Source organism: Mesorhizobium shangrilense (assembly GCF_040537815.1).
Taxonomy (GTDB): Bacteria; Pseudomonadota; Alphaproteobacteria; order Rhizobiales; family Rhizobiaceae; genus Mesorhizobium; species Mesorhizobium shangrilense.
This window is the reverse complement of record NZ_JBEWSZ010000002.1, coordinates 685913-707620: the sequence shown is the minus strand read 5'-3', so window position 1 is coordinate 707620 and position 21708 is coordinate 685913. Positions and strand designations below refer to the sequence as shown.

General features: G+C 63.2%; 22 protein-coding genes. 10 read left to right on the top strand and 12 right to left on the bottom strand.

Annotated features, from left to right (window positions below; translation table 11 throughout):
* Positions 1–148: 148 nt before the first annotated feature.
* Positions 149–1111: a LysR family transcriptional regulator gene (locus ABVQ20_RS28115; protein ID WP_354462925.1), complete on the bottom strand. Its 963-nt coding sequence runs from the start codon at positions 1109–1111 to the stop codon at positions 149–151.
* Positions 1112–1193: 82 nt separating this feature from the next.
* Here ABVQ20_RS28115 and ABVQ20_RS28110 point away from each other — a divergent pair, with 82 nt between their 5' ends.
* Complete coding sequence (locus ABVQ20_RS28110) at positions 1194–2378, top strand: serine hydrolase domain-containing protein (RefSeq protein WP_354462924.1); 1185 nt, start codon at positions 1194–1196, stop codon at positions 2376–2378.
* 97 nt (positions 2379–2475) lie between these two features.
* Entirely contained in the window at positions 2476–3267 is a 792-nt protein-coding gene (locus ABVQ20_RS28105) for an SDR family NAD(P)-dependent oxidoreductase (RefSeq protein WP_354462923.1), read from the top strand.
* A 47-nt stretch (positions 3268–3314) separates the two neighbouring features.
* On the opposite strand, the gene ABVQ20_RS28100 is transcribed toward ABVQ20_RS28105, so the two are convergent.
* Positions 3315–3614, bottom strand: a complete 300-nt coding sequence (locus ABVQ20_RS28100) for an HlyU family transcriptional regulator (RefSeq protein ID WP_354462922.1) — start codon at positions 3612–3614, stop codon at positions 3315–3317.
* Positions 3615–3685: 71 nt separating this feature from the next.
* Positions 3686–4306, bottom strand: a complete 621-nt coding sequence (locus ABVQ20_RS28095) for a TetR/AcrR family transcriptional regulator (protein WP_354462920.1) — start codon at positions 4304–4306, stop codon at positions 3686–3688.
* A gap of 202 nt (positions 4307–4508) precedes the next feature.
* Here ABVQ20_RS28095 and ABVQ20_RS28090 point away from each other — a divergent pair, with 202 nt between their 5' ends.
* Positions 4509–5165 (top strand): PspA/IM30 family protein, encoded by a 657-nt coding sequence (locus ABVQ20_RS28090; RefSeq protein ID WP_354462919.1) that lies wholly within the window; start codon positions 4509–4511, stop codon positions 5163–5165.
* Positions 5166–5237: 72 nt separating this feature from the next.
* Positions 5238–5498, top strand: a complete 261-nt coding sequence (locus tag ABVQ20_RS28085; RefSeq protein ID WP_023779112.1) for a YiaA/YiaB family inner membrane protein — start codon at positions 5238–5240, stop codon at positions 5496–5498.
* 75 nt (positions 5499–5573) lie between these two features.
* Here the strand turns inward: ABVQ20_RS28085 and ABVQ20_RS28080 are convergent, their stop codons facing one another.
* On the bottom strand, positions 5574–6257 hold the full coding sequence (locus tag ABVQ20_RS28080) for a PadR family transcriptional regulator (RefSeq protein ID WP_354462917.1): 684 nt from the start codon (positions 6255–6257) through the stop codon (positions 5574–5576).
* A gap of 218 nt (positions 6258–6475) precedes the next feature.
* On the opposite strand from ABVQ20_RS28080, the gene ABVQ20_RS28075 reads away from it, so the two are divergent.
* The gene (locus ABVQ20_RS28075) at positions 6476–7348 is read left to right on the top strand and encodes a patatin-like phospholipase family protein (RefSeq protein ID WP_354462916.1); all 873 of its coding nucleotides are present in this window, start codon (positions 6476–6478) and stop codon (positions 7346–7348) included.
* A gap of 90 nt (positions 7349–7438) precedes the next feature.
* Here ABVQ20_RS28075 and ABVQ20_RS28070 read toward each other — a convergent pair whose 3' ends face one another.
* The 5 genes from ABVQ20_RS28070 to ABVQ20_RS28050 all read right to left on the bottom strand — a co-directional run bounded on the left by ABVQ20_RS28070 (position 7439) and on the right by ABVQ20_RS28050 (position 10255).
* Positions 7439–7819, bottom strand: a complete 381-nt coding sequence (locus tag ABVQ20_RS28070; protein WP_354462915.1) for a thiol-disulfide oxidoreductase DCC family protein — start codon at positions 7817–7819, stop codon at positions 7439–7441.
* A gap of 3 nt (positions 7820–7822) precedes the next feature.
* Positions 7823–8887: a DMT family transporter gene (locus tag ABVQ20_RS28065; protein WP_354462914.1), complete on the bottom strand. Its 1065-nt coding sequence runs from the start codon at positions 8885–8887 to the stop codon at positions 7823–7825.
* 26 nt (positions 8888–8913) lie between these two features.
* Positions 8914–9180 carry a putative hemolysin gene (locus ABVQ20_RS28060; RefSeq protein ID WP_354462912.1) on the bottom strand — a complete coding sequence of 89 codons (267 nt, stop codon included), beginning with the start codon at positions 9178–9180 and terminating at the stop codon, positions 8914–8916.
* Between the two features lie 66 nt (positions 9181–9246).
* The gene (locus ABVQ20_RS28055; protein ID WP_354462911.1) at positions 9247–9882 is read right to left on the bottom strand and encodes a sulfotransferase family 2 domain-containing protein; all 636 of its coding nucleotides are present in this window, start codon (positions 9880–9882) and stop codon (positions 9247–9249) included.
* A 79-nt stretch (positions 9883–9961) separates the two neighbouring features.
* Entirely contained in the window at positions 9962–10255 is a 294-nt protein-coding gene (locus tag ABVQ20_RS28050) for a GYD domain-containing protein (RefSeq protein WP_354462910.1), read from the bottom strand.
* A gap of 357 nt (positions 10256–10612) precedes the next feature.
* Here ABVQ20_RS28050 and ABVQ20_RS28045 point away from each other — a divergent pair, with 357 nt between their 5' ends.
* The gene (locus ABVQ20_RS28045; protein WP_354462909.1) at positions 10613–11665 is read left to right on the top strand and encodes a TauD/TfdA family dioxygenase; all 1053 of its coding nucleotides are present in this window, start codon (positions 10613–10615) and stop codon (positions 11663–11665) included.
* Positions 11666–11760: 95 nt separating this feature from the next.
* On the opposite strand, the gene rpoD is transcribed toward ABVQ20_RS28045, so the two are convergent.
* From rpoD to ABVQ20_RS28030, 3 genes are all read right to left on the bottom strand, one after another.
* Positions 11761–13785 (bottom strand): RNA polymerase sigma factor RpoD, encoded by a 2025-nt coding sequence (gene rpoD / locus ABVQ20_RS28040; RefSeq protein WP_354462908.1) that lies wholly within the window; start codon positions 13783–13785, stop codon positions 11761–11763.
* 419 nt (positions 13786–14204) lie between these two features.
* Positions 14205–16148 (bottom strand): DNA primase, encoded by a 1944-nt coding sequence (gene dnaG / locus ABVQ20_RS28035; RefSeq protein ID WP_354462907.1) that lies wholly within the window; start codon positions 16146–16148, stop codon positions 14205–14207.
* Positions 16149–16292: 144 nt separating this feature from the next.
* The gene (locus ABVQ20_RS28030) at positions 16293–16658 is read right to left on the bottom strand and encodes an RcnB family protein (protein WP_354462905.1); all 366 of its coding nucleotides are present in this window, start codon (positions 16656–16658) and stop codon (positions 16293–16295) included.
* A gap of 398 nt (positions 16659–17056) precedes the next feature.
* Between ABVQ20_RS28030 and ABVQ20_RS28025 the strand changes: the two genes are divergently transcribed.
* From ABVQ20_RS28025 to ABVQ20_RS28010, 4 genes are all read left to right on the top strand, one after another.
* The gene (locus ABVQ20_RS28025; protein ID WP_354462904.1) at positions 17057–18721 is read left to right on the top strand and encodes a Na/Pi cotransporter family protein; all 1665 of its coding nucleotides are present in this window, start codon (positions 17057–17059) and stop codon (positions 18719–18721) included.
* Positions 18722–18853: 132 nt separating this feature from the next.
* Entirely contained in the window at positions 18854–19081 is a 228-nt protein-coding gene (locus ABVQ20_RS28020; RefSeq protein WP_354462903.1) for a DUF2061 domain-containing protein, read from the top strand.
* A gap of 36 nt (positions 19082–19117) precedes the next feature.
* Positions 19118–20275 carry an amidohydrolase gene (locus tag ABVQ20_RS28015; RefSeq protein ID WP_354462902.1) on the top strand — a complete coding sequence of 386 codons (1158 nt, stop codon included), beginning with the start codon at positions 19118–19120 and terminating at the stop codon, positions 20273–20275.
* A 219-nt stretch (positions 20276–20494) separates the two neighbouring features.
* Positions 20495–21679: an MFS transporter gene (locus ABVQ20_RS28010; RefSeq protein WP_354462900.1), complete on the top strand. Its 1185-nt coding sequence runs from the start codon at positions 20495–20497 to the stop codon at positions 21677–21679.
* The last annotated feature ends 29 nt before the right edge of the window (positions 21680–21708 follow it).

Below are 21708 nucleotides of genomic sequence, written 5' to 3'. Positions count from 1 at the left end.
TTCAAAAACTAGGGGTGATGATAAGCTGGATTTATGCAACCGGTACCGGGTCGCGCGCTCCGATCGCGCCACCTGGCTCCGCTGACGGCGGCATAGGCGCGATTGAAACTGGCAGAAGCCGATATCGCGTCAAGTCCCCCTTTTGCCCTCAGGCCTTCCGATGCCAGGGAGCATCTTGCTCAACGGTCTTGCCGGCCCCGGCACGACCCGTTTTGAACCAGTCGATGAATGCCCGCAGTTTCGCCGGCTGGAGGTCACGCGACGGGAAATAGATGTGAAACTGCTGCGGTTCCGGCTCGTATGCGTCCAGCACGCTGACCAGTTCGCCGGTATCTATGGCCTCCTCCTCGGTAACTCGGAATCGCTGGGCCAATCCCAGTCCGGCCCGCGAAGCCAGTGCGAAATGTCCGTTGTCGTCCAGGATGAGGGCTGCCGGGGGATCCAACTGGATGATTTCTTCGCCACGACGCAGCACGAGAGGCTCCAGCCGGCCACTCCCGGGAAAGCGGTAGCGAATGACCGCATGCCGCGACAGGTCTTCGGGCGCCTGGGGCTCGCCGGCCCGAGCCAGATAGTCCTTGCTGGCGAGCATGGACCGACGCAGCGGCGGCCCGAGCGGGACAGAGATCATGTCCAGTTCCAGCGTGCCTCTGAAGCGTATGCCCGCATCGAAGCCGTTGCTGACGATGTCGGTCAGACGGTCGTCCGTCGACAATTCCAGCCGGATCGCCGGGTAGCGCCTGACAAAATCGACCAGCGTCGGCAGGATGCAGATTTCCGCGGCAAGCCTCGACAGCGTAATCCTGAGGTGCCCGGACGGCTCGCCATCCACCTCCCTGACCGTTTCGATAGCCCCTGAAAGCAGACCAATCGGCCCTTCGATGGCTTCCAGCAACTGGCGCCCGCGCTCGGTAAGCCTGACGCTGCGGCTTGTCCGGTCGAAGAGACGTATCCCCATGCGAAGCTCAAGCTGCCGGATCGATTGGGAAACAGCGGATACGGAGATGCCGAGCCGGCCGGAGGCTGCGGTGAACCCACCAACCCGTGCCACCATGCGGAAGACAGGCAACCCCGCCAAAATGCCACTATCCATCGTTAAGTCGACCTTCATGATGCTTCCGGAAATGTGCCTGTTTTAATGGAAGGTTGTCGAGGTTATTTCTCCATTCGGTGCTGAAAACGGAGATTCAACCATGTCACGAGAAGCAGTTGTTCCGTCCGAAGCGCGAGGGATCGCTGCGCCCCGCCGGCCCTTCGGTGAGATGATTGGTGCCCTCGATGACGCTATCGACAGCGCGCTTTCGGATGCGCGCATCGTGGGATGTGTTTTGCTGGTTTCCGAGGGGGGCCGTATCGTGTTCGAGCGTGCCGCCGGCTTGGCCGATCGAGAGACGGGGCGGCCGATGAAAATGGACACGCCATTCCGCTATGCTTCCCTGACCAAGCCGTTCACAGCCATGGCAGCGCTGAAGCTGATCGAGGCGGAAGCGCTCTCTGCTGAAGATCCGGTTGAAAAATGGCTGCCGGACTTTGCGCCCAGGAGAATGGACGGCACGACCGAACAGATAACCGTGGCTCAGCTGATGTCGCACACCGCAGGGCTGGACTACCGCTTCCAGCAGGACAGGAATGGCGCCTACGCAAGAGCCGGCGTCTCCGATGGGCTTGATGACGCGGATATTTCGCTGGCCGAGAATCTGGTCCGCATCGCCTCGATCCCGCTCGGTGCGGCGCCCGGTTCTGTGTGGCGCTACTCGGTCGCCACCGATGTGCTGGGAGGCGTCGTCGAAGCCGTCACCGGAAAACCGCTACCACAGGCAATCGCAGATCTGGTCACTGTTCCGCTCGGCCTGACCGCATCGTTCCGCGCCGATCCCGGCGAACTCGCCACGCCCTATCATGACGGCGAAGCGGCGCCGATAGCCATGGCGGGCGTTACGGAGGTGCCGTTGCCCGATTATCTGGGCTCGTCGATACGGTTCGATCCGTCGCGGATCGGGCGCGACGGTGCTTTCCCATCCGGCGGGGCGGGCATGGCGGGAACCGCGCACGACATGATGCGGCTGCTCGAGGCATTTCGCAGCGGAGATTTCCTGCCCGCGGCACAGCGGGAGGACGCGCGTCGCGCCTGGGTCGGTGCGGAAGCCATGGCGCAAGGGCCGGGATGGGGCTTTTCCTGGATGGGAGCGGTACTTGTCGATCCTGCCGCGGCCAATTCAACTCTTTCCTCCGGGACCGTATCGTGGGGCGGCGTCTACGGGCATTGGTGGTGCATCGACCATCAGCGCGGACGCATCGCCGTGTTGCTCACCAACACAGCCTACGAAGGCATGCTTGGGCTCTTGCCTCAGGGGATCGCCAGGGCGCTCGGCAGCTGATGCGGCTCGTCCCGCCGGAACCAGGAGCAAGCAGCCGCACGATTGATTTTGGCCGGCACGATACACTTGCCCGCAAGGGCAAATTCAGGAGACGGACATGACGGCAATGCTTGATTTTTCCGACCGTGTTGCGCTCGTGGTCGGCGCCAGCAAGGGAATTGGCGCGGAGACGGCCAGAGCGTTCGGCCGAGCCAAGGCTGCGGTTGTGCTCGCGGCGCGGGACCAGTCGGCTATCGACGACGTGGCGCGGCAAATCCAGGCCGCAGGCGGCCAGGCGCTTGCCATCCGGGCCGACGTTACCGATCCCGACAGCATGAAAGCGCTCGTCTCAAGGGCGGTAGACGCGTTCGGTCGCCTCGATGCCGCATTCAACAACGCGACCGACGGGCCAAGGCCCGCGCCGCTCGCGGAGATCGATGTGGAAGCGTTCGACAGAGGCATCCGCACCAACATTCACGGCACGTTCCATGGCATGAAGTTCCAGATCGCGGCCATGCTGGAATGTGGCGGCGGGACCATTGTCAACATGGCTTCAACGGCCGGGGTCGAAGGCGTCTCGGGGCTCTCCGCCTATGCGGCGGGTAAAGCCGGCATTATTGGATTGAGCCGCGTTGCGGCTCTCGACTATGCCGACAAGAACATCCGCGTGAATGTGGTGGCGCCAGGTCCGATCCTGACCCACCATCTGGAAGCAGCCGGCCAGGAGGCGCAACACATGGCCGCGAGGGCCGTCCCAATGGGCAGGCTGGGGACCGTCACGGATGTCGCCAACGCCGTACTCTGGCTTTCATCGCCCTTGTCCGGGTTCATGACCGGAGCGGTCATCCCCGTCGATGGCGGACAGCTTTCCGGCCGTGTCATCAAATCGAACTTCAGGCGCGACACGTGACGCCACGCCCATCAATCTCGCGGCACTGAGGCCAACTGGCATACTGCCTACCCGAATATCCTCTCGCCCTGCTCGTCGATCAGCTGCATGCCTTTCTTGATCGAGATGTCGATGGCATCGTCCAGGCCGGCAAAACGGTCGGCGCGGATGAACTTGTGTTCCTTCATGACGCCGTCGACCTCCTTGGAGACGACGCCGCAGGTCTGGTACTGGCCGTCGGCCTTGTAGGGCGTGGCGCTGATCAGGAAACCCTTGTGCTCGATCTGCTTTGCCGGCGCCGCACTCTTCGGCTCGGCGGCCTCATTGCCACCGCCACCGCCGCCAAAAAGCTTCTTCAGAAAAGACATCGCTCAAACCTCCACTTTTGCCCTGCAATGGCCAGCGCCATTGTCGTCGTCACGATTCATGACGGTGTTGCCTAAACATGGTCGAATGTCACGCCTCGTTCCAGCCCCCTGACGAAAACGGCCACCAGCAGCTCGATCTGCTGCCAGATCTCGTGCGCCTGCCCGCGTACCGATTTCGCCGCATAGCCGCTGGTGACGATGCCATGCACGCTTGACCACAGGGCCCGGGCAGCTATCCGGAGCCGATCCCCATCGAGATCGAAGCCGCCATCGCCGAGCACCCCAGCGATGATCTCGAACAATTGGTCCAGCCGCGCCTCATAGGCATCCGGCTCCGTCGCCAGGGCGCGCCGGCGGTTGAAGGCAAGCAGCGCCGGCCAACTGCCGGGATGCGCCTCGACGAACCGCACATAGGCGCCCGCTAGTGCCAGCAGGCGCTGCCGCGTGTCCTTGACGCCATGGAGTCCGGCCATTGCCGAAGCGCCCGCCGCGCCCAGGCGGTCGAGAAGCCGCATGTTGACGGCACGGTGAACCTCATCGAGATCGGCAAACAGATTGTAGACGGAGCCTACGGCGATCCCCGCCTGCTCGGCGATGGTCCTCGCCTTCAGGTTCTCAGCACCGCCGCTGTCGATGAGCGTTTCGGCGATCGCGAGCACCCGCTCGCTCATCTCTTCCTTGTCCAGCGCCATGCCAGTCCTTCCGAATGCGCATGCCCCAAGCGACGCATGCTGTTTCGAGCCCCGATTTCCTTTCGTTTACCATAGGCCGGAATTCGTGAACAGTGTTCAAAAACATCTTGAACGATGTTCATTTCCTGTTATGTTGATCTCGTGAACATCGTTCATGAAAACAGTTCGAAGGGAGAAGAACATGCTTAGCCTGATCAGAACATTGCTCGACGGCGCCGGTGCCCGCGCCGAGGACGGCCTGAAGGATCGCTTCGCCATAGACCTTCTGGCGCAGCGGATCCGCGATGCCGAGACAGGCCTCGCCGCCGCCAAGCAGACGCTTGCCACGCTGATTGTGCGCCAGCGTGCCGAGCAGGCCAGCCTCGACCAGCTCGACCGCCGCCACGCCGATCTGGAAACACGCACGATCAGCGCACTGGCCGCAGGCAACAACGCGCTCGCCGAAAGCGGCGCGGTGGCCGTCGCCGAACTGGAGAACGAACGCGAAGTCCGCCGCGCCACCGTGCAAAGCCTCGGCGAGAAGACATTGCGGATGCGCGTTTCGGTGGAGCGGGCGCACCGCCGCATCATCGACCTCAACCAGGGCATGATCTCGGCCCGGGCCATCGATGCCGAGCGCAAGGCGCAGTCACGCCTCAACCGCTCCATCGGCCACTCGGCGAGCCTCAACGACGCCGAGGAGCTCTTGGCCCGCATCAAGGCAGGCAGCGATCCCTTCGAGGAAGCCGGCATCCTCGACGAGATCGACGACGAACTGCGTCACGAAGCGATCCGCGACCGCCTTGCGGACGCCGGGCACGGCCCGGCGGTGAAGGTGCGCGCCAAGGACGTGCTCGAGCGCCTGAAAACCATCAACTGAAGACCTGCATTTCCAACCTGATTTCCATCAACCCAGATCCGTCAATCACCATCAAATCAAGGGAGAATTCCAATGAACGCCAATCAGACCTACATCATGTTCAACACCGCATCGGTCGGCGCCGCCTATTTCATGCTGGGCCTGTCGCTGTGGCTGGCGCCGGTCGACCTCGCGACCAAGGGCTATTGGGCCATGGGCATCCTGCTGCTCACCGGCAGCCTGGTGAACCTGGTCAAGTACCGCACCGACGAACGCCTTTCGGCCGAGATGACCGCCAAGATCGAAAAGGCGCGCAATGAAAAGCTGATCAGCGAGTATGTAGGCAAGGAATGATCCGCCTCACCGCTCACGAAAAAAGCCCGGTTCATCCGGGCTTTTTTGTGCTTTGCAGAAGTTGAGTTCTTGCGCTCAGCTACGCGACAACGCTTCCAGCGCCTCGGCCGCCCCCTCGAGGATGCTGATCGCCTCGGCCTGCTTCTCGGCCGGCGCATCGACGATGTCGCCGAGTGCGGCGCGCAGCCGGTGGCGGATGGCGCGGAATTCATCGCGCGCTTCCGAACGGTCGCCACGTCCACCACGACCGCCGCGCCGTCCATCCTCCTCGCCGTCGTCGTTTCCGCCGAACCAGTCACGGGCCTTGGCCATCTTGCGGCCGAAGCGCTCGAGATGTTCGAGCACGCCGTCGATCATCTCGCGATTGTCGGCGAGATGCGCCTGCCCTGCCTCGGTGATGGAAAATACCTTCTTGTTGCCCTCGGCAACCGAGGCGGCATAGCCGGCTTCTTCCAGGAAGGTCAGCGTCGGATAAACCACGCCCGGGCTCGGGCTGTAGATGCCGCTGGTGCGTTCCTCCAGCGCCTTGATGATGTCGTAGCCGTGGCGCGGCGCCTCGGCCAGCAGCGATAGCGTGATCAGCTTGAGGTCGCCGTCGGCCAGCATGCGCCCGGCGCGAAACATGTCGCCCGGGCCGCCGCGTCCGCCGCCCCTGCCCCCGAACGAACCGAAACCGCCGCCGCCCCGGCCGCCGAACTTGCCGGCCATGTGCATGAAAGCGTGCTCTGCGCGTTCGCGAAAATGATGATGTCTGTGCATTGATTGCTCCTTAAGTTGTATCTTACGATATATCTTAATTAGGCGCGCTCGCCAATAAAGTCAAGATATATCTTACGATGTATCGGATAGCGGCGCCAGCCGATCGACCACCAGTTCACGAACACGTGCTGCGCCTTACGAAACAAACACCGCTGCCGCGTCGAATTCTTGGCAAGGCGCGGGCTGAAACAGGCCTGGGATGCGAGCGAGGTAGCGTCATGCCATCAGGAACGGACAGCAAGACCGCATTGGTGCTGGCGGGCGGCGGCAGCCTCGGAGCGGTGCAGGTCGGCATGCTGAAGGCACTTGTCGACGCCGGCGTCACCGCCGACTTCGTCGTCGGCTCCAGCGTCGGCGCCATCAACGGCGCCTACTACGCGGCGGCAGCGACGGTCGAGAACATGACACGCTTGGAAACCCTATGGCGCGGTATCACCCGCAACGATGTCTTCCCGATCAGCTGGCGTTCGTTGCTGGGTTTCGCGCGGCGACGCGATTTCCTGTCCGGCTCGCACGGCATCCGCAATCTGGTCGAGCGGCATCTGCCCTACCGCAATCTCGAGGACGCCCCCATCCCCATCCATGTCATCGCCACCGATCTGCTCTCCGGTGAGGCCGTGGTCCTGTCCAGGGGCAATGCGGCCGACGCGATCGCCGCCTCGAGCGCAATCCCGGTGGCGTTCGCACCGGTGCGCATCGGCGGGCGGTTCCTGATCGACGGCGCCGTCACCTCCAACACGCCGGTCCGCGTCGCCGTCAGCCTTGGCGCGCGCCGCCTCATCGTGCTGCCGACCGGATTTTCCTGCAATCTGCACGCACCGCCGCAAGGGGCCGTGGCCAATGGCCTGCATGCCCTGACTCTGCTGATCGCGCGGCAACTGGTGCGCGAACTCGACACCTTGCCCGGCGACATCGACTATGCGATCGTCCCGTCGCTGTGCCCGCTGGCGGGCTCGGCTTACGATTTCACCCGCACCGCCGCCCTGATCGACGATGCGGAAAAATCGACGCGAAACTGGGTTGGAGCTGGCGGACTGTCAGCACGCGTCGTTCCCGACCAGCTGCGCGCCCATTCGCATCACCAAGCGTAGAGCATGATCCCCAAAAGTGAAAACCAGTTTTTCGGAAAAATCGTGCTCAATCAACTCGATAGAAGCGTATCTCGATTCAAATCGTAAGCCCTACCAGCGGCCCTTGCGCCGGTTCCAGGCATAGAGGAGGTCGGCGAAGCGGTCATAGGCCAGGCGCGTCAGTGGCCGGATGGCCGGGTTGCCGAACAGCGCCGCCAGCCAGCCTTCGCCCGGCGTTGTCGCCCAGACCGCGATCGCAACATCGGCGCCGACCAGCAACCGGCCGTCCGCATCAGTGGCGTGCAACCGGCGGCGGACATCCTCCAGTGAAGCGCCGTATCCGGCAAGCGCCTGCGGCTCCGGATTGATGTCACGAAACGCGATCCGCCCGGCCTTGACCGCTTCGATGAGCCGTCGCTTCTGCCTGCCGATGCCGGCATCGCAGACCGGACAGCGCGTGTTGTACCAGACGGTCAGCTCAGGCTTGGGCATCTGTCAGCCGTGCGTGTGCCGGTGATGCAAATCCGGATAATGCGGATGCCGATGGCGCATCGGTGCATGCTGGTGCCAGTGCGAATGCGGCTCACTCACCAGTCCGTCATGAGCATGCTGGTGGTGCTCGTCATGCACATGGCTGTGCTCGTGCTCCAGCGCCTCATGGTCGTGCTCGTGCTCATGCCTCTCCGACAGATGCAGCCACAGGCCGACCCCCATCAGCAGCCCTGCGATCGCCAACTTTATCGTGATGGGCTCGCCGAGAATGAAGATTGCCAGCAGCGCGCCGATGAAAGGTGCGAGTGAATAATAGGCGCCCGTGCGTGCCGTGCCGAGATGGCGTAGCGCCAGAATGAACATCACCAGGCTAACGCCGATGCCCAGGAAGCCGACGCCGGTCGTGGCCGCGACAATCGACACCGAGGGAAACGAGGCGCCGGCCGCAAGCCCAAGTCCGACATTGACGACGCCCGCCACCAGCCCCTTCAGCATGGCGGTCACCACCGGGTCGGTGGCAGAGATCTTGCGGGTGAAATTATTGTCCAGCCCCCAGGCCAGGCAGGCCCCGGCAACGAGCATCGCGCCGAGATTGAAGGCAACACCCTTGCCTTCCCACGACAGAAGGACCGCACCGGCCAGGATGGCGAAAGCGCCGACAAGCAGGCGTCGGTCGACATTCTCTCGGTAGACCAGCCATGCGATCGCCATCGTCGCCAGCCCTTCGAGGTTGAGCAGCAGCGCGGAACTGGACGCCGTGTTGAGGGTGAGGCCGAACATCAACAGCACGGGCGCGACGATGCCGCCCATGCCGATGGCCAGCGCCAGCCAGGGAATATCCCTGGCGGCCAGTTGCGCTTCGCCGGCATTGGCTCCGCTGCCACGCAGCAGCCGATACAAACCGAGGCCAATGCCTGCGCCGAGATAGAGCAGGCCGGCCAGCATGAAGGGATTGACGCTATCGAGCAGCAGCTTGGACAACGGCGGCGCGGCACCAAACAAAGCGGCCGAACCGAGAGCCAGCGGCACGCCGGGCCAAAGATGCGAATGGGAATGCGCTTGGGACATGATCTCACCCTATCGTGGCGCGCACGTCACTTGCGCATGGCTGCCTTTGGTCCGACGCATTTGTCGTCGCGAAACAGTGCCCATTCTTCGCACAGGCGCCCGTTGGGCAAGCGGCAAAACCCAAAGGCGTTGCCAGCCTTGTCCTTCCGGATCACGAAGCGCCCGCCGATTGCGCCGCAATGGACCGATGCGGGATTGGCCATACCGACCTGTTTTGGCGGGGCAGCGCTGGCGTCGACCGGCATCACCGACCATGCGGCAAGGCTGGCGGCCAATATCGAAATGGTCTTCATCGCGATCTCTCCTGGCTGCAGGCCCAGCATGGCTGAACACGTGTCGAGCGGCAAGCGCCAGACATGTCAGAACGCGTAGCCGAAGCGCTCGAAATCGCGGGCGTAGAGCCGCTCGACGACGGCCTTGGCCTCGTCATCGTAATGCGCACGATAGTCGAAGGGCTCATTGACGTTGACCCGGGGAAGCTTGATGTCCGCGGGCAGGCCGAGCTTTTCGGTCAAGGCGTTGAATTCCTCGGCCAGCGCCTCGAAGCGCAGGATCTGGTCGACGATGACGCTGCCGTCGCGACCGAGGATCCAGCTTGTCTGGTCGACCCGGCTCAACCGGTTCTTGCGTTCGAGATAGCGCAGGAAGGTCCTGAAATCCCAACCCAGCGCCTGGCGATGCCGGCGCCGCGTCGTCTTGCGGCGCAGATGGTGATAATTGGACACGACGAGGTCGAAGGGATTGCGCACCACGGCGAATTTGTAAGCGGTGTCGTAGAGCGGGCCGGGCAGCTTGCGCCTCAGCCAGGCCGCCTTGTCATGCTGGTTGAAATTGGCCTTCTCCGGCGCTTCGGGAACCGGCAGATGCGACAGCAGCCGACGCCACTGCGTCTTCTCCGGCTTCAGGCTCCACCGCCACAGCGCATGCGTGATGGAACTCCCCGCGGTCTTCGGGACATGGATGAAGATGAAATTCTTCTCGAGCGAGAGGAGCATTTCTCCTCAATATCGCCAGATCAGATGCCGTCAAGCCGGCACCTGATCATCGACTATCCAGAAAACCCGCGGATTTGCATTATCCGAGCGAAGAGATGATCTCGCGATATGCAAATTCCGGGAAGGCCTTGAGCGTGCGCGTCCTGACGCTGCCGCCCGAACCCAGCATCAGCGCGAAACGCGCCAGCACCGCGTCATCGGGCGCTTCGACCACCGACACCATGTCGAATTCGCCCATGGTCAGGTAGAACGACTTGAACGAACCGCCCATCTCGCCCAGCTGCTTCTTGGCGGCATCGAGCCGCTTCGGCGAGTCGCGCACATTCTTCGCGCCCTGCTCCGTCCAGTTCATCAGCACGATGTAAGTCGTCATGGCACACCTCTCTCCAGGGCCACGGAGCACGGCACGCAGGCCATGAATTATCGACACGGCCTCGACCGGGGCGGGCTTCCAGGGGTTGTCGCCCAGAAAATGCATCCGACGCGAAATTATCCTCCCACGGCGAACATCCTGCAAGGACTACCGCGCCGGCGCCTGTTGCTGGATCAAAGCGAGCTTGGCCAAGCGGCACGAAGGCGGCGACAAAAGGCGCGCCGATGAACCAGCCGGCGTCAACCGGGGAAAGCCGGTTTATAAACCCGCTCGGTTGAGGCAATCTCCGTCATGGTCGTCGATCTGGCTGATATCCCCGGCCGATGTCAAAGACCGATCCAGCCGCCGGAGAGCTTCATGCGCGAGACCATCGACCTGCCGGAATCGATCGAAAGTCCCGCCGCATGGATCGGCGAGGACATGGCGGAACATCCCGAACATTGGCTGGTCGAACTGGACCCGCGGGACGTCACTGAGCTGGAATTGGCGGCAACCGGCATTCTCGCCCGCACCAAGGATATCGGCAACCTGACCAAGGCCGATTTCCCCCTACCCCGGCTTGCCGGTCATCTTGCCGCTCTTCGCGAAAAACTGATCGCAGGCATTGGGTTCGAGGTGCTCCGCGGTCTCCCGGTCGAGAGATACTCCGCACAGATGGCGGCAACGATCTTCTGCGGGGTTGGCGCGCATCTGGGAACCGCGCGGTCCCAGAATGCCCAGGGTCATATACTCGGCCATGTTCGCGATATAGGCGCCGACGCCAGGGACGCCACGACACGCATCTACCAGACGTCGGAGCGCCAGACGTTTCACACCGACTCCGCCGATGTCGTCGGTTTGCTCTGCCTGCGCGATGCGATGCAGGGTGGCGAGTCCCTGCTGGTCAGCACAGTGACGATCTACAACGAGATGCGCAAAAGACGGCCCGATCTGGTCCGCCTGCTGTTTGATCCGATCGCCACCGACCGGCGCGGCGAGATACCGGAAGGGCAAAAGCCCTATTTCGAAATCCCGGTCCTCAACTGGCATGCGGGATTGCTGACGGGCATCTATCAGCGCCAGTACATCGACAGCGCGCAGCGCTTCCCGGATGCCATGCGGCTGAGCGCGGCACATGTCGAGGCACTGGATCTCTTCGACAGCCTTGCCAATGATCCCCAGCTGAACCTGTCGATGCGGCTTCGGCCCGGCGACTTGCAGTTCGTCTACAATCATGCGCTGCTGCACGACCGCATGGGCTTTCGGGATTGGCCAGACCCGGACAAGCGGCGCCATATGCTGCGCCTGTGGCTGTCGGTTCCCGGCGACCGTCCGCTTCCCGAATGCTTCAGGCAGCGTTATGGCTCGATAGAGATCGGCGACCGGGGCGGCATCATCGTCAAGGGCGCGCAGCTGAACGTGCCGCTGTAGAACAACTCCCGGACAAAACGGCTTTCCGGTTGATGCCTAAACGAAAAAGGGCGCCAGTGGCGCCCTTAGACTCTTTGCGATGGGTAAAACCCAACTCAGCTGTCGAGGAAGCTGCGCAGCTTGCGCGACCTGCTCGGGTGCTTGAGCTTGCGCAGCGCCTTGGCTTCGATCTGGCGGATACGCTCGCGGGTGACCGAGAACTGCTGGCCGACTTCTTCCAGCGTGTGGTCGGTGTTCATGCCGATGCCGAAGCGCATTCTGAGCACGCGCTCCTCGCGCGGCGTCAGCGAGGCCAGCACGCGCGTGGTGGTTTCGCGCAGGTTGGCCTGGATCGCCGCGTCGATCGGCAGGATCGCCATCTTGTCCTCGATGAAATCGCCTAGATGCGAATCCTCCTCGTCGCCCACAGGCGTTTCGAGCGAGATCGGCTCCTTGGCGATCTTCAACACCTTGCGCACTTTTTCCAGCGGCATGGCGAGCTTTTCGGCCAGCTCTTCCGGCGTCGGCTCGCGGCCGATCTCGTGCAGCATCTGGCGCGACGTGCGCACGATCTTGTTGATCGTTTCGATCATGTGCACGGGGATGCGGATGGTGCGAGCCTGGTCGGCGATCGAACGCGTGATCGCCTGCCGGATCCACCATGTCGCGTAGGTCGAGAACTTGTAACCACGGCGGTATTCGAATTTGTCGACCGCCTTCATCAGGCCGATATTGCCTTCCTGGATCAGGTCGAGGAACTGCAGGCCGCGATTGGTGTACTTCTTGGCGATGGAGATGACGAGGCGCAGGTTTGCCTCGACCATTTCCTTCTTGGCGATCGCGGCTTCGCGCTCGCCCTTCTGCACCTGGTTGACGATCTTGCGGAATTCCAGGATTGAGATCGCCGTTTCGGTGGCAAGGTGCTGGATCTCGGCGCGCAGGTCGCGGATCGTGTCCTTCTCGTTCTTGGTGAATTCCTTCCAGCCGCGCGAGGTCAGATTGCCGATCGCGCGCGTCCAGTTGGGATCGAGTTCCGAGCCCTGATACTCCTTCAGGAACTCCTCGCGGCGCACGCCATAGCTTTCGGCGAGGCGCAACAGCTTGCCCTCGTTCTGCACCAGGCGCTTGTTGATGTCGTAGAGCTGCTCGACCAGCGCCTCGATGCGCGCCGTGTTCAGCGACAGCGACTTCACCGCCTTGATCAGCTGGTCCTTCAGCTCCTTCAACCGGCGGTCCTGGCTGGGCGACAGCGTGCCGGCGGCGGCCAGACGGTTCTCGACCTGCTGGTCCTGCAGCTTGCGCAGCTTCTTGTAGGTGTCGGCGATGACGTCGAGCGTCTCCATCACCTGGGGACGCAGTTCCGCTTCCATCGCAGCCAGCGACAGGCTGGCCTCGTCCTCGTCTTCCTCGTCGTCGTCGCCCATGCCGCGCGTATCGGCGCCGACATTGGTGATGTCGTCTTCATCGTCGCGTCCGCGGCGCGGCTTTTCCTCGGCCTTGGGCGCTTCCTCGATGCGCTCGACCACCGGCGCCTGCTTGGCCTCGGGGCCGGCATAGGTCGCTTCGAGATCGATGATCTCGCGCAGCAGGATCTTCGATTCGTTGAGCTCGTCGCGCCAGATGATGATGGCCTGGAAGGTCAGCGGGCTTTCGCACAGGCCCGCGATCATCGTCTCGCGGCCGGCCTCGATGCGCTTGGCGATGGCGATTTCGCCCTCGCGCGACAGAAGCTCGACCGAGCCCATTTCGCGCAGATACATGCGGACCGGATCGTCGGTACGATCGGTCGGCTCTTTCTTGGTGGTGGTAGCGGCAACCGCGGTGCCGGTCTGCTCGGCCAGCTCGTTGGCGTCTTCCTCAGCGTCGGCGGCCGTATCGGTGGCCTCGGCCTCTTCGCCCTGCTCGTCATCCTCGACGACATTGATGCCCATGTCGGACAACATGGCCATCGTGTCCTCGATCTGCTCCGAGGTCACTTCTTCCGAGGGCAGCACCGAGTTCAGCTCGTCCATGGTGACATAGCCGCGCTTCTTGGCGGCCTTAATCATCTTCTTGACAGCATCATCGGAGAGGTCGAGCAGAGGGCCATCTGTGGCGCCTTCGCGTTCGGTCTCGACCTCTTCCTTTTCCTTTGTCGCCATTCTTCTTGTTCTCCAAGCGGCTCAGCATTGAAGCCGCGTACGCTGCCAGACCAGTCTAACTCTATGCGCTTGCTCGGAAACGCACTTCACCGGGCCGGTAACTGCATCAACTCATTTGTTTGGTGCATGTCATTGCCCGAAAACCGGTTTCCACTTTTGAGCGACATGCATTAAGTCCAGATTAACCCTGATATCTGTGGCAGGCGTCCTGCCTGTCCAGTGACCAGCACCTCATATCACTGCATTCCCGTCGGTGCGGGTGGGTTAACGTTTCGAATCGTCCTGATTCCGCCATTCTGCCAGAAGGTCAAGCGCCTCTCGCATGATTCGCCTTAAAAAAGCGAATCAATTACCCGACTTAGCGCGCCGCACACCCGATTGGTTGCACTGGAACGCTCTCACACCTTTACTCTCGTGTTCTAGGCGCGGCCGCCCCTGCCCGAGGACACACCAAATCCTTCGATCAGCGCTTCCGTCGCCTGGACATCCTGAAATTGCGTTTGGATTTCGATCAGATGCCGGAAATTTTCATCCGTGGGATCTGCATCCATAGCCGCTTCTGCCTGCTTCAGCTCCTTATGTAAGGTGCGCGCGCTGCGCTGCAAGTGCAACGCCTGGCTGAAGGCGTCGCGGGCATCCTCGAGGGCCGCGGTTTCCAGCGCCGGCCATTGCCGCGCCCGCCGGATCAGGCCCACCGCCCGTTCCCATATCTCACCCCAGCCGGCGCGCTCGATTGTCGCAATCACAGCGTGGCGGTCATCGGCCATGTCATGCGCCATCGCATCAAGGATGGCCGCATGCAGTCGCATGAGGTCCGTATTGGCGAGGTCGAGAAATTCGATATGGGCGAAATTCTCGTCGATCAGCGCCGGATGATTGACGAGCGCCACTATGATCGTCGCCTCGCGCACCGACATCCCCTCGCTGCCGCGCTTGACCAGCGCCGAGCGGCCGAGGCTTTCGGTGATCGCCGTGCGTCCACCCGCCGCACCGCGCGCGAACTGTCCACCGGCGGCCGGCGTCTTGCCCTGGCCGCGTTCGCCCGTCCTTGCGCCTTGCCCCTGCCTGCTATTGCGCTGGGAGCCGAAGAAATTCAGCACCCGTTCGCGCATCTCTTGCTGGTAATGGTAGCGCAGGCTTTCGTCGCGGATGCGGCTGGTCAGTTCGCGCAGCGTCTTTTCCAGCTCCGCCCGCCGCTCCGGCGTGTCGAACACGCCGCCGGCCGTCTCGCGCATCCACAACAGATCGGCCAGCGGCCGCGCGTCGGCAAGCACGGTGCGAAACGCATCCGGCCCTTCGGCCTTGACCAGATCGTCGGGATCCTTGCCTTCCGGCAACAGGGCAAAACGCACCGAGCGTCCGGCCTGGACCACCGGCAGCGCCATGTCGGCGGCGCGCCATGCCGCCTTGAGGCCTGCCTGGTCGCCGTCGAAGCACAGCATCGGCTCGCCCGACATGCGCCACAACAATTCCAGCTGGTTTTCGGTCAGCGCAGTGCCGAGCGGCGCCACGGCATTCTCGAACCCGGCCTGTGCCAGCGCGATCACGTCCATGTAGCCTTCGACGGCGATGACCGTGCCGCCCTTGGCCAGCGCCTTGCGGGCACGGGCGAAATTGTAGAGCACATTGCCCTTGTGGAAGAGCTCGGTGTCGGGCGAGTTCATGTATTTGGCCAGCGCATCGGGCGCCAGCGCGCGACCGCCAAAGGCGATGATCTTGCCGCGCGAATCCGGGATCGGGAACATGATGCGGTCGCGGAACCAGTCATAGGAGACCGGAATGTCGTCGCCATGGCGCACAAGTCCGCAGGCCTCGATGTCGGCCTTCGGCACGCCCTTGGCTGCGAGGTGCTCCTTCAGCGCGTTGCGGCTGTCGGGCGCGAAGCCCAGCCGGAACGACTGCTGCGTCGCCGGGGTCAGCCCGCGGTCGCGCAGATAGGCGCGGGCTTTCGCCCCTTCCGCGCCCTGCAGCCGCTCCTGGAAGAAGACAGTCGCCATCTCCATGACATCCGTCAGGCTGGCGCGTTCCTTTTCGCGCCGCTCCTCCTGGGCATCGCGAACCGGCATCGGCACGCCCGCCATATCGGCGATCTTCTCCACCGCCTCGGGAAAGCTCATCCCGTCGAGTTCGGTCAGGAACTTGAAATGATCGCCCGACACCGAGCAGCCGAAACAGTGGTAGCGGCCCTTCTTGTCCTCGCAATGGAAGGACGGGCTCTTCTCGCCGTGGAACGGACAACACCCCCAATAGTCGCCGCGCGACGTGTTGGTCTTCTTCCTGTCCCACGCCACGCGCTGGCCGATAACCTGGGAAATCGGCACACGGTCGCGTATCTCGTCGAGGAAGGCGGGTGGAAAGCGCATGGGGAAACTCGGTTCCCCTCCATATAATCACGCCGGAGGTGTCCGACGACCCCTAATGCGGACCTTGCCCGGTTTCCACAGGGTAAAAAGAAAGGCGACCGTCTCCGGCCGCCTCCTTTTTCAATCCAGCGCTAAGCCGGGGACTTACCGTGCGGCGATCGCGCCAAAGATGAGACCGGAGACAACGCCGACCAACAGATAGTCGTTGCCGACGCGGATCCACTCCTGGCCACGGCCGGGACGGTGCAGGCCATAACGATGATAGTCGCGGACCGGCTGGTGGCGCTTCCAGCTGGAGTATTTCTGGCCATTGCGCCAATGGCTGCGCTTGACGGTCTCCTTCTTGATGACGCGCTTCTTCACGTCGCGGTGGTCGCCAGGCCTTTGCCAGTCGACCTGGGTGAAATTCGACTGCGGCGCGACCGGCGCATTCATCGGAGCGGCCTGGCCCTGCAGGGCGCTGGCGGCCAGCATCGAGACGGCCATCACGGAGAGAATAATGCGTTTCATAAGGGATACTCCTTGGTTGTCGATGCCCATGGAATAACGGACGGCCGATGAACCAAAACTGAACGCCAGCATTACGATTGTGTAATGTTTTCATATATTTATGATCTCTAATTCAACACAATTGGAAGCTCGGGCCGCTTATGCGGCAAACCGTCTCCGATACCGTCCACCGGCCTAGGGACGCGGCGCGTCCGAGGCGCGCGACCATCCGCGTAAAAATCCGCTTCCGACACGTCTCGTCGCGCGCCAAACAATCTGTCGCATGGACAAAACTTATTATCCGGCTAATGTAAAATTCGCCTCTTGCTGGTCTTCGCCATGGTCATGATTCGTCCCCTCTCCCATCCTGTCCCGCTTGCCTTGGCGCCCTTGCCGCCAGTCGGCCCCCGGAGGCCGGCATGAGCGGCTCAGTCGTCCTGCTGCACCTTGCCGGTGCGGTGGCGCTGATGCTGTTTGCCACGCGGATGGTGAAGACCGGCGTCGAGCGCGCCTATGGCGACGTGCTGCGCCACAAATTGCGCGCCACCATGCGCAACCCGATCATGGCGGTGCTGGCCGGATGCGGCCTGTCGATCGCCCTGCAAAGCTCCACCGCCGTGACGCTGCTGGTCGGCTCCTTCGCCGGCGCAGGCATCGTCTCCGGCATGTCGGGCCAGCTGGCGGTGCGCGGCGCCGAGATCGGCTCCGCCCTGGTGGTCAAGCTGCTGACCTTCGATCTCACGCTGCTGGTGCCGCTCTGCCTGATCACCGGCACGGTGATGTTCATGGCGACCGAGCGTCGTGACTGGCGCCAGACCGGCCGCATCCTGGTCGGCATCGGCCTGCTGATCCTGTCGCTGGAAATGATCGGCCAGGCCTCCGAGCCGCTGCGCAACAGCCAGCTGCTGCCGGTCATCCTCAATTACTTCTCCAGCGACTCGATCACCGCCTATCTGCTGGCGGCATTGATCACCTGGCTGTTCCAGTCGAGTATCGCGGCGGTGCTCTTGATGGCCACGCTGGCCGGCCGTGGCCTCATCACCCCCGAACTCGGCCTCGTCCTCATCCTTGGCGTCAATCTCGGTTCGTCGCTCATCGCGCCGATGCTCACCCGTTCGGCAGGGCCGGAGGTGCGTGTCGTGCCGATCGGCAACCTCCTGATGCGCGGGCTCGGTTCACTGATCATGCTGATCCTGTTCATGATCTTCAAGCCGCATGTGGGCTTCCTCGGCGCGACGGCGTCGGACCAGATCGTCAACGCGCACATCCTGTTCAACGTCATCATCCTGCTGGCAGGCCTGCCGCTGGCCGGTGTCGTCTACCGCACTTCCGAAAAGATCGTGGCGCTCGGCACCAAGCCGGCGCCGGCCGCCTCGATCGACGTCGTCGAACTGTCGGCGCTCAACGAAAGCGCGCTCGACGTGCCGAGCCAGGCACTGGCCAATGCCACGCGCGAGGTGGTGCGTGTCTGCGAGACGGTCGAGATCATGCTCAAGCGCATCATCGAACTCTACGAGAGCGCCGACTCCGACAAGATCAAGGCGCTGGCCGCGCTCGACGACCGCGTCGACAGGAAGCATGCGGCGATCAAGCTCTATCTGGCCAAGGTCACCAGGAACCCGCTCACCGAGGACGAGGCGCTGCGCTGCCAGGAATTGATCGGCGCCTGCGTCAAGCTCGAGCAGGTCGGCGACATCATCGTGCGCAACATGCTGGTGCATGTGAAGAAGAAGCTCGAGCGCGGCCTGGAATTCACACCCGAGGGCTGGAGCGAGCTTTGCGCCTTCCATGCCTCAGTGCTGGCCAATGCACGGCTTGCCTTCAACGTTCTGGTATCGCGCGACCCCGAGACCGCCCGCCAGCTGGTGTTGGAAAAGGACCAGTTGCGCGACCGTGAGAAGGAAACCAGCGCCAGCCATTTCGTGCGGCTGCGCGACGGCACCGCCAAGAGCGTCGAGACCTCATCCATCCACCTCGACACCATCCGCGACCTCAAGCAGATCAACTCGCTGCTGGCCTCGATGGCCTACCCAGTTCTGGAAGAGCGCGGGCTGCTGACGGGATCGCGGCTGAAGGCAAGCTGAGGCTCACTCTTGCCTTCTCCCCTTGTAGGCCCGTAGGAACAGGAGGACTCTCTGCCCCCGCCGGCAAAATAGATTTGCGCCGTTTCCACTGAAAAGACTAAGCATGGGGGCGCGGGCTTTCGGAGGAAATCGTTGGATACCCATTCGCGCAGTTTCGCCAAGGCGCTGTCCTGGCGCGTCACCGGCACCATCGACACGCTGATCATTTCCCTCGTTGTCACGGGAAGCATCAAGCTCGCCGCCGCCATCGGCGTGACCGAGGTCTTCACCAAGTCGATGCTTTACTATTTCCACGAACGGGCGTGGCTGAGAATCCCCTACGGGCGCAGGCTGCAGCCCAGCGGCGACAAGCTCCCCTGAAACGGGATATCCTTGGCCAAAGATTGGGGGGCACCGATGCCAGGCCTGGACTCGCTCGAAAGTGACATGAAGGCATGGCGGCACGATCTGCACGCCCATCCCGAATTCGGCTTCGAGGAAAAGCGCACCGGTGCCTTCGTGGCGCAAAAGCTCCGGGAGTTCGGCCTCGATGAGGTGGTGGAAGGCGTCGGTGGCACCGGCGTCGTTGGAACGTTGCGGCGCGGCACCAGCAACCGCGCCATCGCGTTGCGCGCCGACATGGACGCGCTGAAGATCGCCGAACAGGGCGCTCATGCCTACCGCTCGCGCACGCCGGGCCTGATGCATGCCTGTGGGCACGATGGCCATACCAGCATGCTCTTGGGTGCCGCGCGGCTGCTCGTCGATGAAGGCGGCTTCGACGGCACGATCCGTTTCATCTTCCAGCCGGCCGAGGAGTGGGGCAAGGGCGCGCTGGCCATGCTCGATGACGGGCTGATGCGGCGCTTCCCCTTCGACGAGATCTACGGCCTGCACAATATGCCGGGCATTCCGGTCGGCCACTTCCAGACCCGCACCGGTCCGCTGATGTCGGCGGAGGACAATTTCGAGATCACGCTGCGCGGCGTCGGCGGCCATGCGTCGCGGCCGCAGCAGGGCAACGAGGTTCTCGTTGCCGCCTGTGCGCTTGTCACCAATCTGCAGACCATCGTGTCGAGACGGCTGAGCCCAACCGACATCGCCGTCGTATCGGTGACCGAACTCGTCACCGACGGCACCCGCAACGCCCTGCCCGGCCTCGCCCGCATCCTCGGCGACGCGCGCAGCTTTCGCCCCGAAGTGAGCGCCGAGATCGAAAGGCAGATGCGCATTATCGCTGAGGGTACCGCGCTCGCCTACAACTGCGCCGTCGAAACCATCTACACCCGCGAATTTGTGCCGCTGATCAACGATACCGAAGCCGCAGATGCGGCAATTGCGGCGGCGGCCACCGTCTTCGGCGCCGATGCGACCAGCGGCACGTCCGAGCTGAACACCGCGTCCGAGGATTTTGCCCGCTTCCTCGACCACGTGCCGGGCTGCTTCGCCTTCATCGGCAATGGCGAGGCGTCCGCGCCGCTGCACAATCCGACCTTCGACTTCAACGATGCCGCGCTCATGGGCGGTATGCGCTTCCACGCCGCGATCGCGCGCCGGCGCCTGCCCGTCAGTTGACTGGCCTCACACCGCCGGATCCCGATCAAGAAAAGCTAAAGCGGCGTCGACAATTTCTGGATTGCCCACAACACGCATTCGTGATCTGAGGCGCTTCGCTCAGAGCAATTCCAGGAAAAGTGTGAAACGGTTTTCCGTCCGGAATTGCCTCAAAACAAAGACATAGAGTGGTTCGGCGTTTCCGTGAAACGATGAACGGCTCTGAGGAATGCCCGCATCATGTCGCTTCCCCTCATCGCCCTCTTCATCGCAGCTTTCGCCTTCGGCACCACCGAATTCGTCATTGCCGGCGTCCTGCCGCAAGTCGCTGAAGGGCTGGGCGTTTCGGTGCCCTCCGCCGGCTACCTCGTCTCCGGCTACGCGTGCGGCATCGCCATCGGCGGCCCGCTGCTGGCGCTCGCCACCAAGAGGCTGCCGCGCAAGACCTTGCTGCTCGGCCTCGCCGTCGCCTTCACCATCGGCCAGGCCGCCTGCGCACTGGCGCCCGACTTCACCTCCATGTTGCTGCTGCGCATCGCGGTCGCCGTGGCGCATGGCGCCTATTTCGGCGTCGCCATGGTGGTGGCCGTTGGCTTGGTCCGTGAAGACCAGCGCGGCATGGCTGTCGCCGTCATCCTGTCGGGCCTCACCGTCTCCAATGTCATCGGCGTGCCCGCCGGCACGGCGATCGGCAACATCTGGGGCTGGCGCGCGACCTTCTGGGTGATGTGCGCGCTGGGCGTCGCGGCAACGCTCGCCATGGCAGCACTTCTGCCGCGCACCACGGGATCGTCCACGAAACATGTCGGCCTCGCCCGCGAGGTCCGCGTGCTGGCGCGCCAGCAGGTCTGGACCTCGCTGATCCTGATGCTGATGCTGATGATCGGCCAGTTCGGCCTCTTCACCTACATCACCCCGACGCTGCTGGAAGTCACCGGCCTCGACGAGAACCTGGTGCCGTGGGTGCTGCTGCTCAACGGCGTCGGCGCCACCATTGGCGTCTTCCTGGGCGGAAAACTCTCCGACTGGAAGCTGATGCCCTCGCTCATCACCATGCTGGTCCTGCAGACGGTGACGCTGGCAGTGATCTACGCCGTCAGCCCCTATCCGGTGCCGATGATCGTGGCGATCGTCATCTGGGGTGGCCTCAATTTCTCGATCGGCACGCCGATCCAGACCCGCATCCTGTCCTGGACGGCGGATGCCTCCAACCTCGCCTCCTCGCTCATCCCTTCGGGCTTCAATGTCGGCATCGCGCTCGCCGCATCGCTGGGTGCCGCCATGCTCAATGGCGGCTACGGCTATCGCAGCCTGCCATTGCTCGGCGCCTTTGCCATGCTGGTCGCCGTCATCGTCGCAGTCATCTCCCATGTCTGGGAAGGCCGCAGCAGCGCCAGCCCGCCGGTGCCCGCCGCGGCCGAATAGCGCACGACCCGGAACCAAGGGGCCGAAGC

Bases quoted from the DNA above. Each gene is read 5' to 3' on its own strand.
- ABVQ20_RS28115 (WP_354462925.1), bottom strand. From the start codon at position 1,111: ATGAAGGTCGACTTAACGATGGATAGTGGCATTTTGGCGGGGTTGCCT.
- ABVQ20_RS28110 (WP_354462924.1), top strand. From the start codon at position 1,194: ATGTCACGAGAAGCAGTTGTTCCGTCCGAAGCGCGAGGGATCGCTGCG.
- ABVQ20_RS28105 (WP_354462923.1), top strand. From the start codon at position 2,476: ATGACGGCAATGCTTGATTTTTCCGACCGTGTTGCGCTCGTGGTCGGC.
- ABVQ20_RS28100 (WP_354462922.1), bottom strand. From the start codon at position 3,614: ATGTCTTTTCTGAAGAAGCTTTTTGGCGGCGGTGGCGGTGGCAATGAG.
- ABVQ20_RS28095 (WP_354462920.1), bottom strand. From the start codon at position 4,306: ATGGCGCTGGACAAGGAAGAGATGAGCGAGCGGGTGCTCGCGATCGCC.
- ABVQ20_RS28085 (WP_023779112.1), top strand. From the start codon at position 5,238: ATGAACGCCAATCAGACCTACATCATGTTCAACACCGCATCGGTCGGC.
- ABVQ20_RS28080 (WP_354462917.1), bottom strand. From the start codon at position 6,257: ATGCACAGACATCATCATTTTCGCGAACGCGCAGAGCACGCTTTCATG.
- ABVQ20_RS28075 (WP_354462916.1), top strand. From the start codon at position 6,476: ATGCCATCAGGAACGGACAGCAAGACCGCATTGGTGCTGGCGGGCGGC.
- ABVQ20_RS28070 (WP_354462915.1), bottom strand. From the start codon at position 7,819: ATGCCCAAGCCTGAGCTGACCGTCTGGTACAACACGCGCTGTCCGGTC.
- ABVQ20_RS28065 (WP_354462914.1), bottom strand. From the start codon at position 8,887: ATGTCCCAAGCGCATTCCCATTCGCATCTTTGGCCCGGCGTGCCGCTG.
- ABVQ20_RS28060 (WP_354462912.1), bottom strand. From the start codon at position 9,180: ATGAAGACCATTTCGATATTGGCCGCCAGCCTTGCCGCATGGTCGGTG.
- ABVQ20_RS28055 (WP_354462911.1), bottom strand. From the start codon at position 9,882: ATGCTCCTCTCGCTCGAGAAGAATTTCATCTTCATCCATGTCCCGAAG.
- ABVQ20_RS28050 (WP_354462910.1), bottom strand. From the start codon at position 10,255: ATGACGACTTACATCGTGCTGATGAACTGGACGGAGCAGGGCGCGAAG.
- ABVQ20_RS28045 (WP_354462909.1), top strand. From the start codon at position 10,613: ATGCGCGAGACCATCGACCTGCCGGAATCGATCGAAAGTCCCGCCGCA.
- rpoD (WP_354462908.1), bottom strand. From the start codon at position 13,785: ATGGCGACAAAGGAAAAGGAAGAGGTCGAGACCGAACGCGAAGGCGCC.
- dnaG (WP_354462907.1), bottom strand. From the start codon at position 16,148: ATGCGCTTTCCACCCGCCTTCCTCGACGAGATACGCGACCGTGTGCCG.
- ABVQ20_RS28030 (WP_354462905.1), bottom strand. From the start codon at position 16,658: ATGAAACGCATTATTCTCTCCGTGATGGCCGTCTCGATGCTGGCCGCC.
- ABVQ20_RS28025 (WP_354462904.1), top strand. From the start codon at position 17,057: ATGAGCGGCTCAGTCGTCCTGCTGCACCTTGCCGGTGCGGTGGCGCTG.
- ABVQ20_RS28015 (WP_354462902.1), top strand. From the start codon at position 19,118: ATGCCAGGCCTGGACTCGCTCGAAAGTGACATGAAGGCATGGCGGCAC.
- ABVQ20_RS28010 (WP_354462900.1), top strand. From the start codon at position 20,495: ATGTCGCTTCCCCTCATCGCCCTCTTCATCGCAGCTTTCGCCTTCGGC.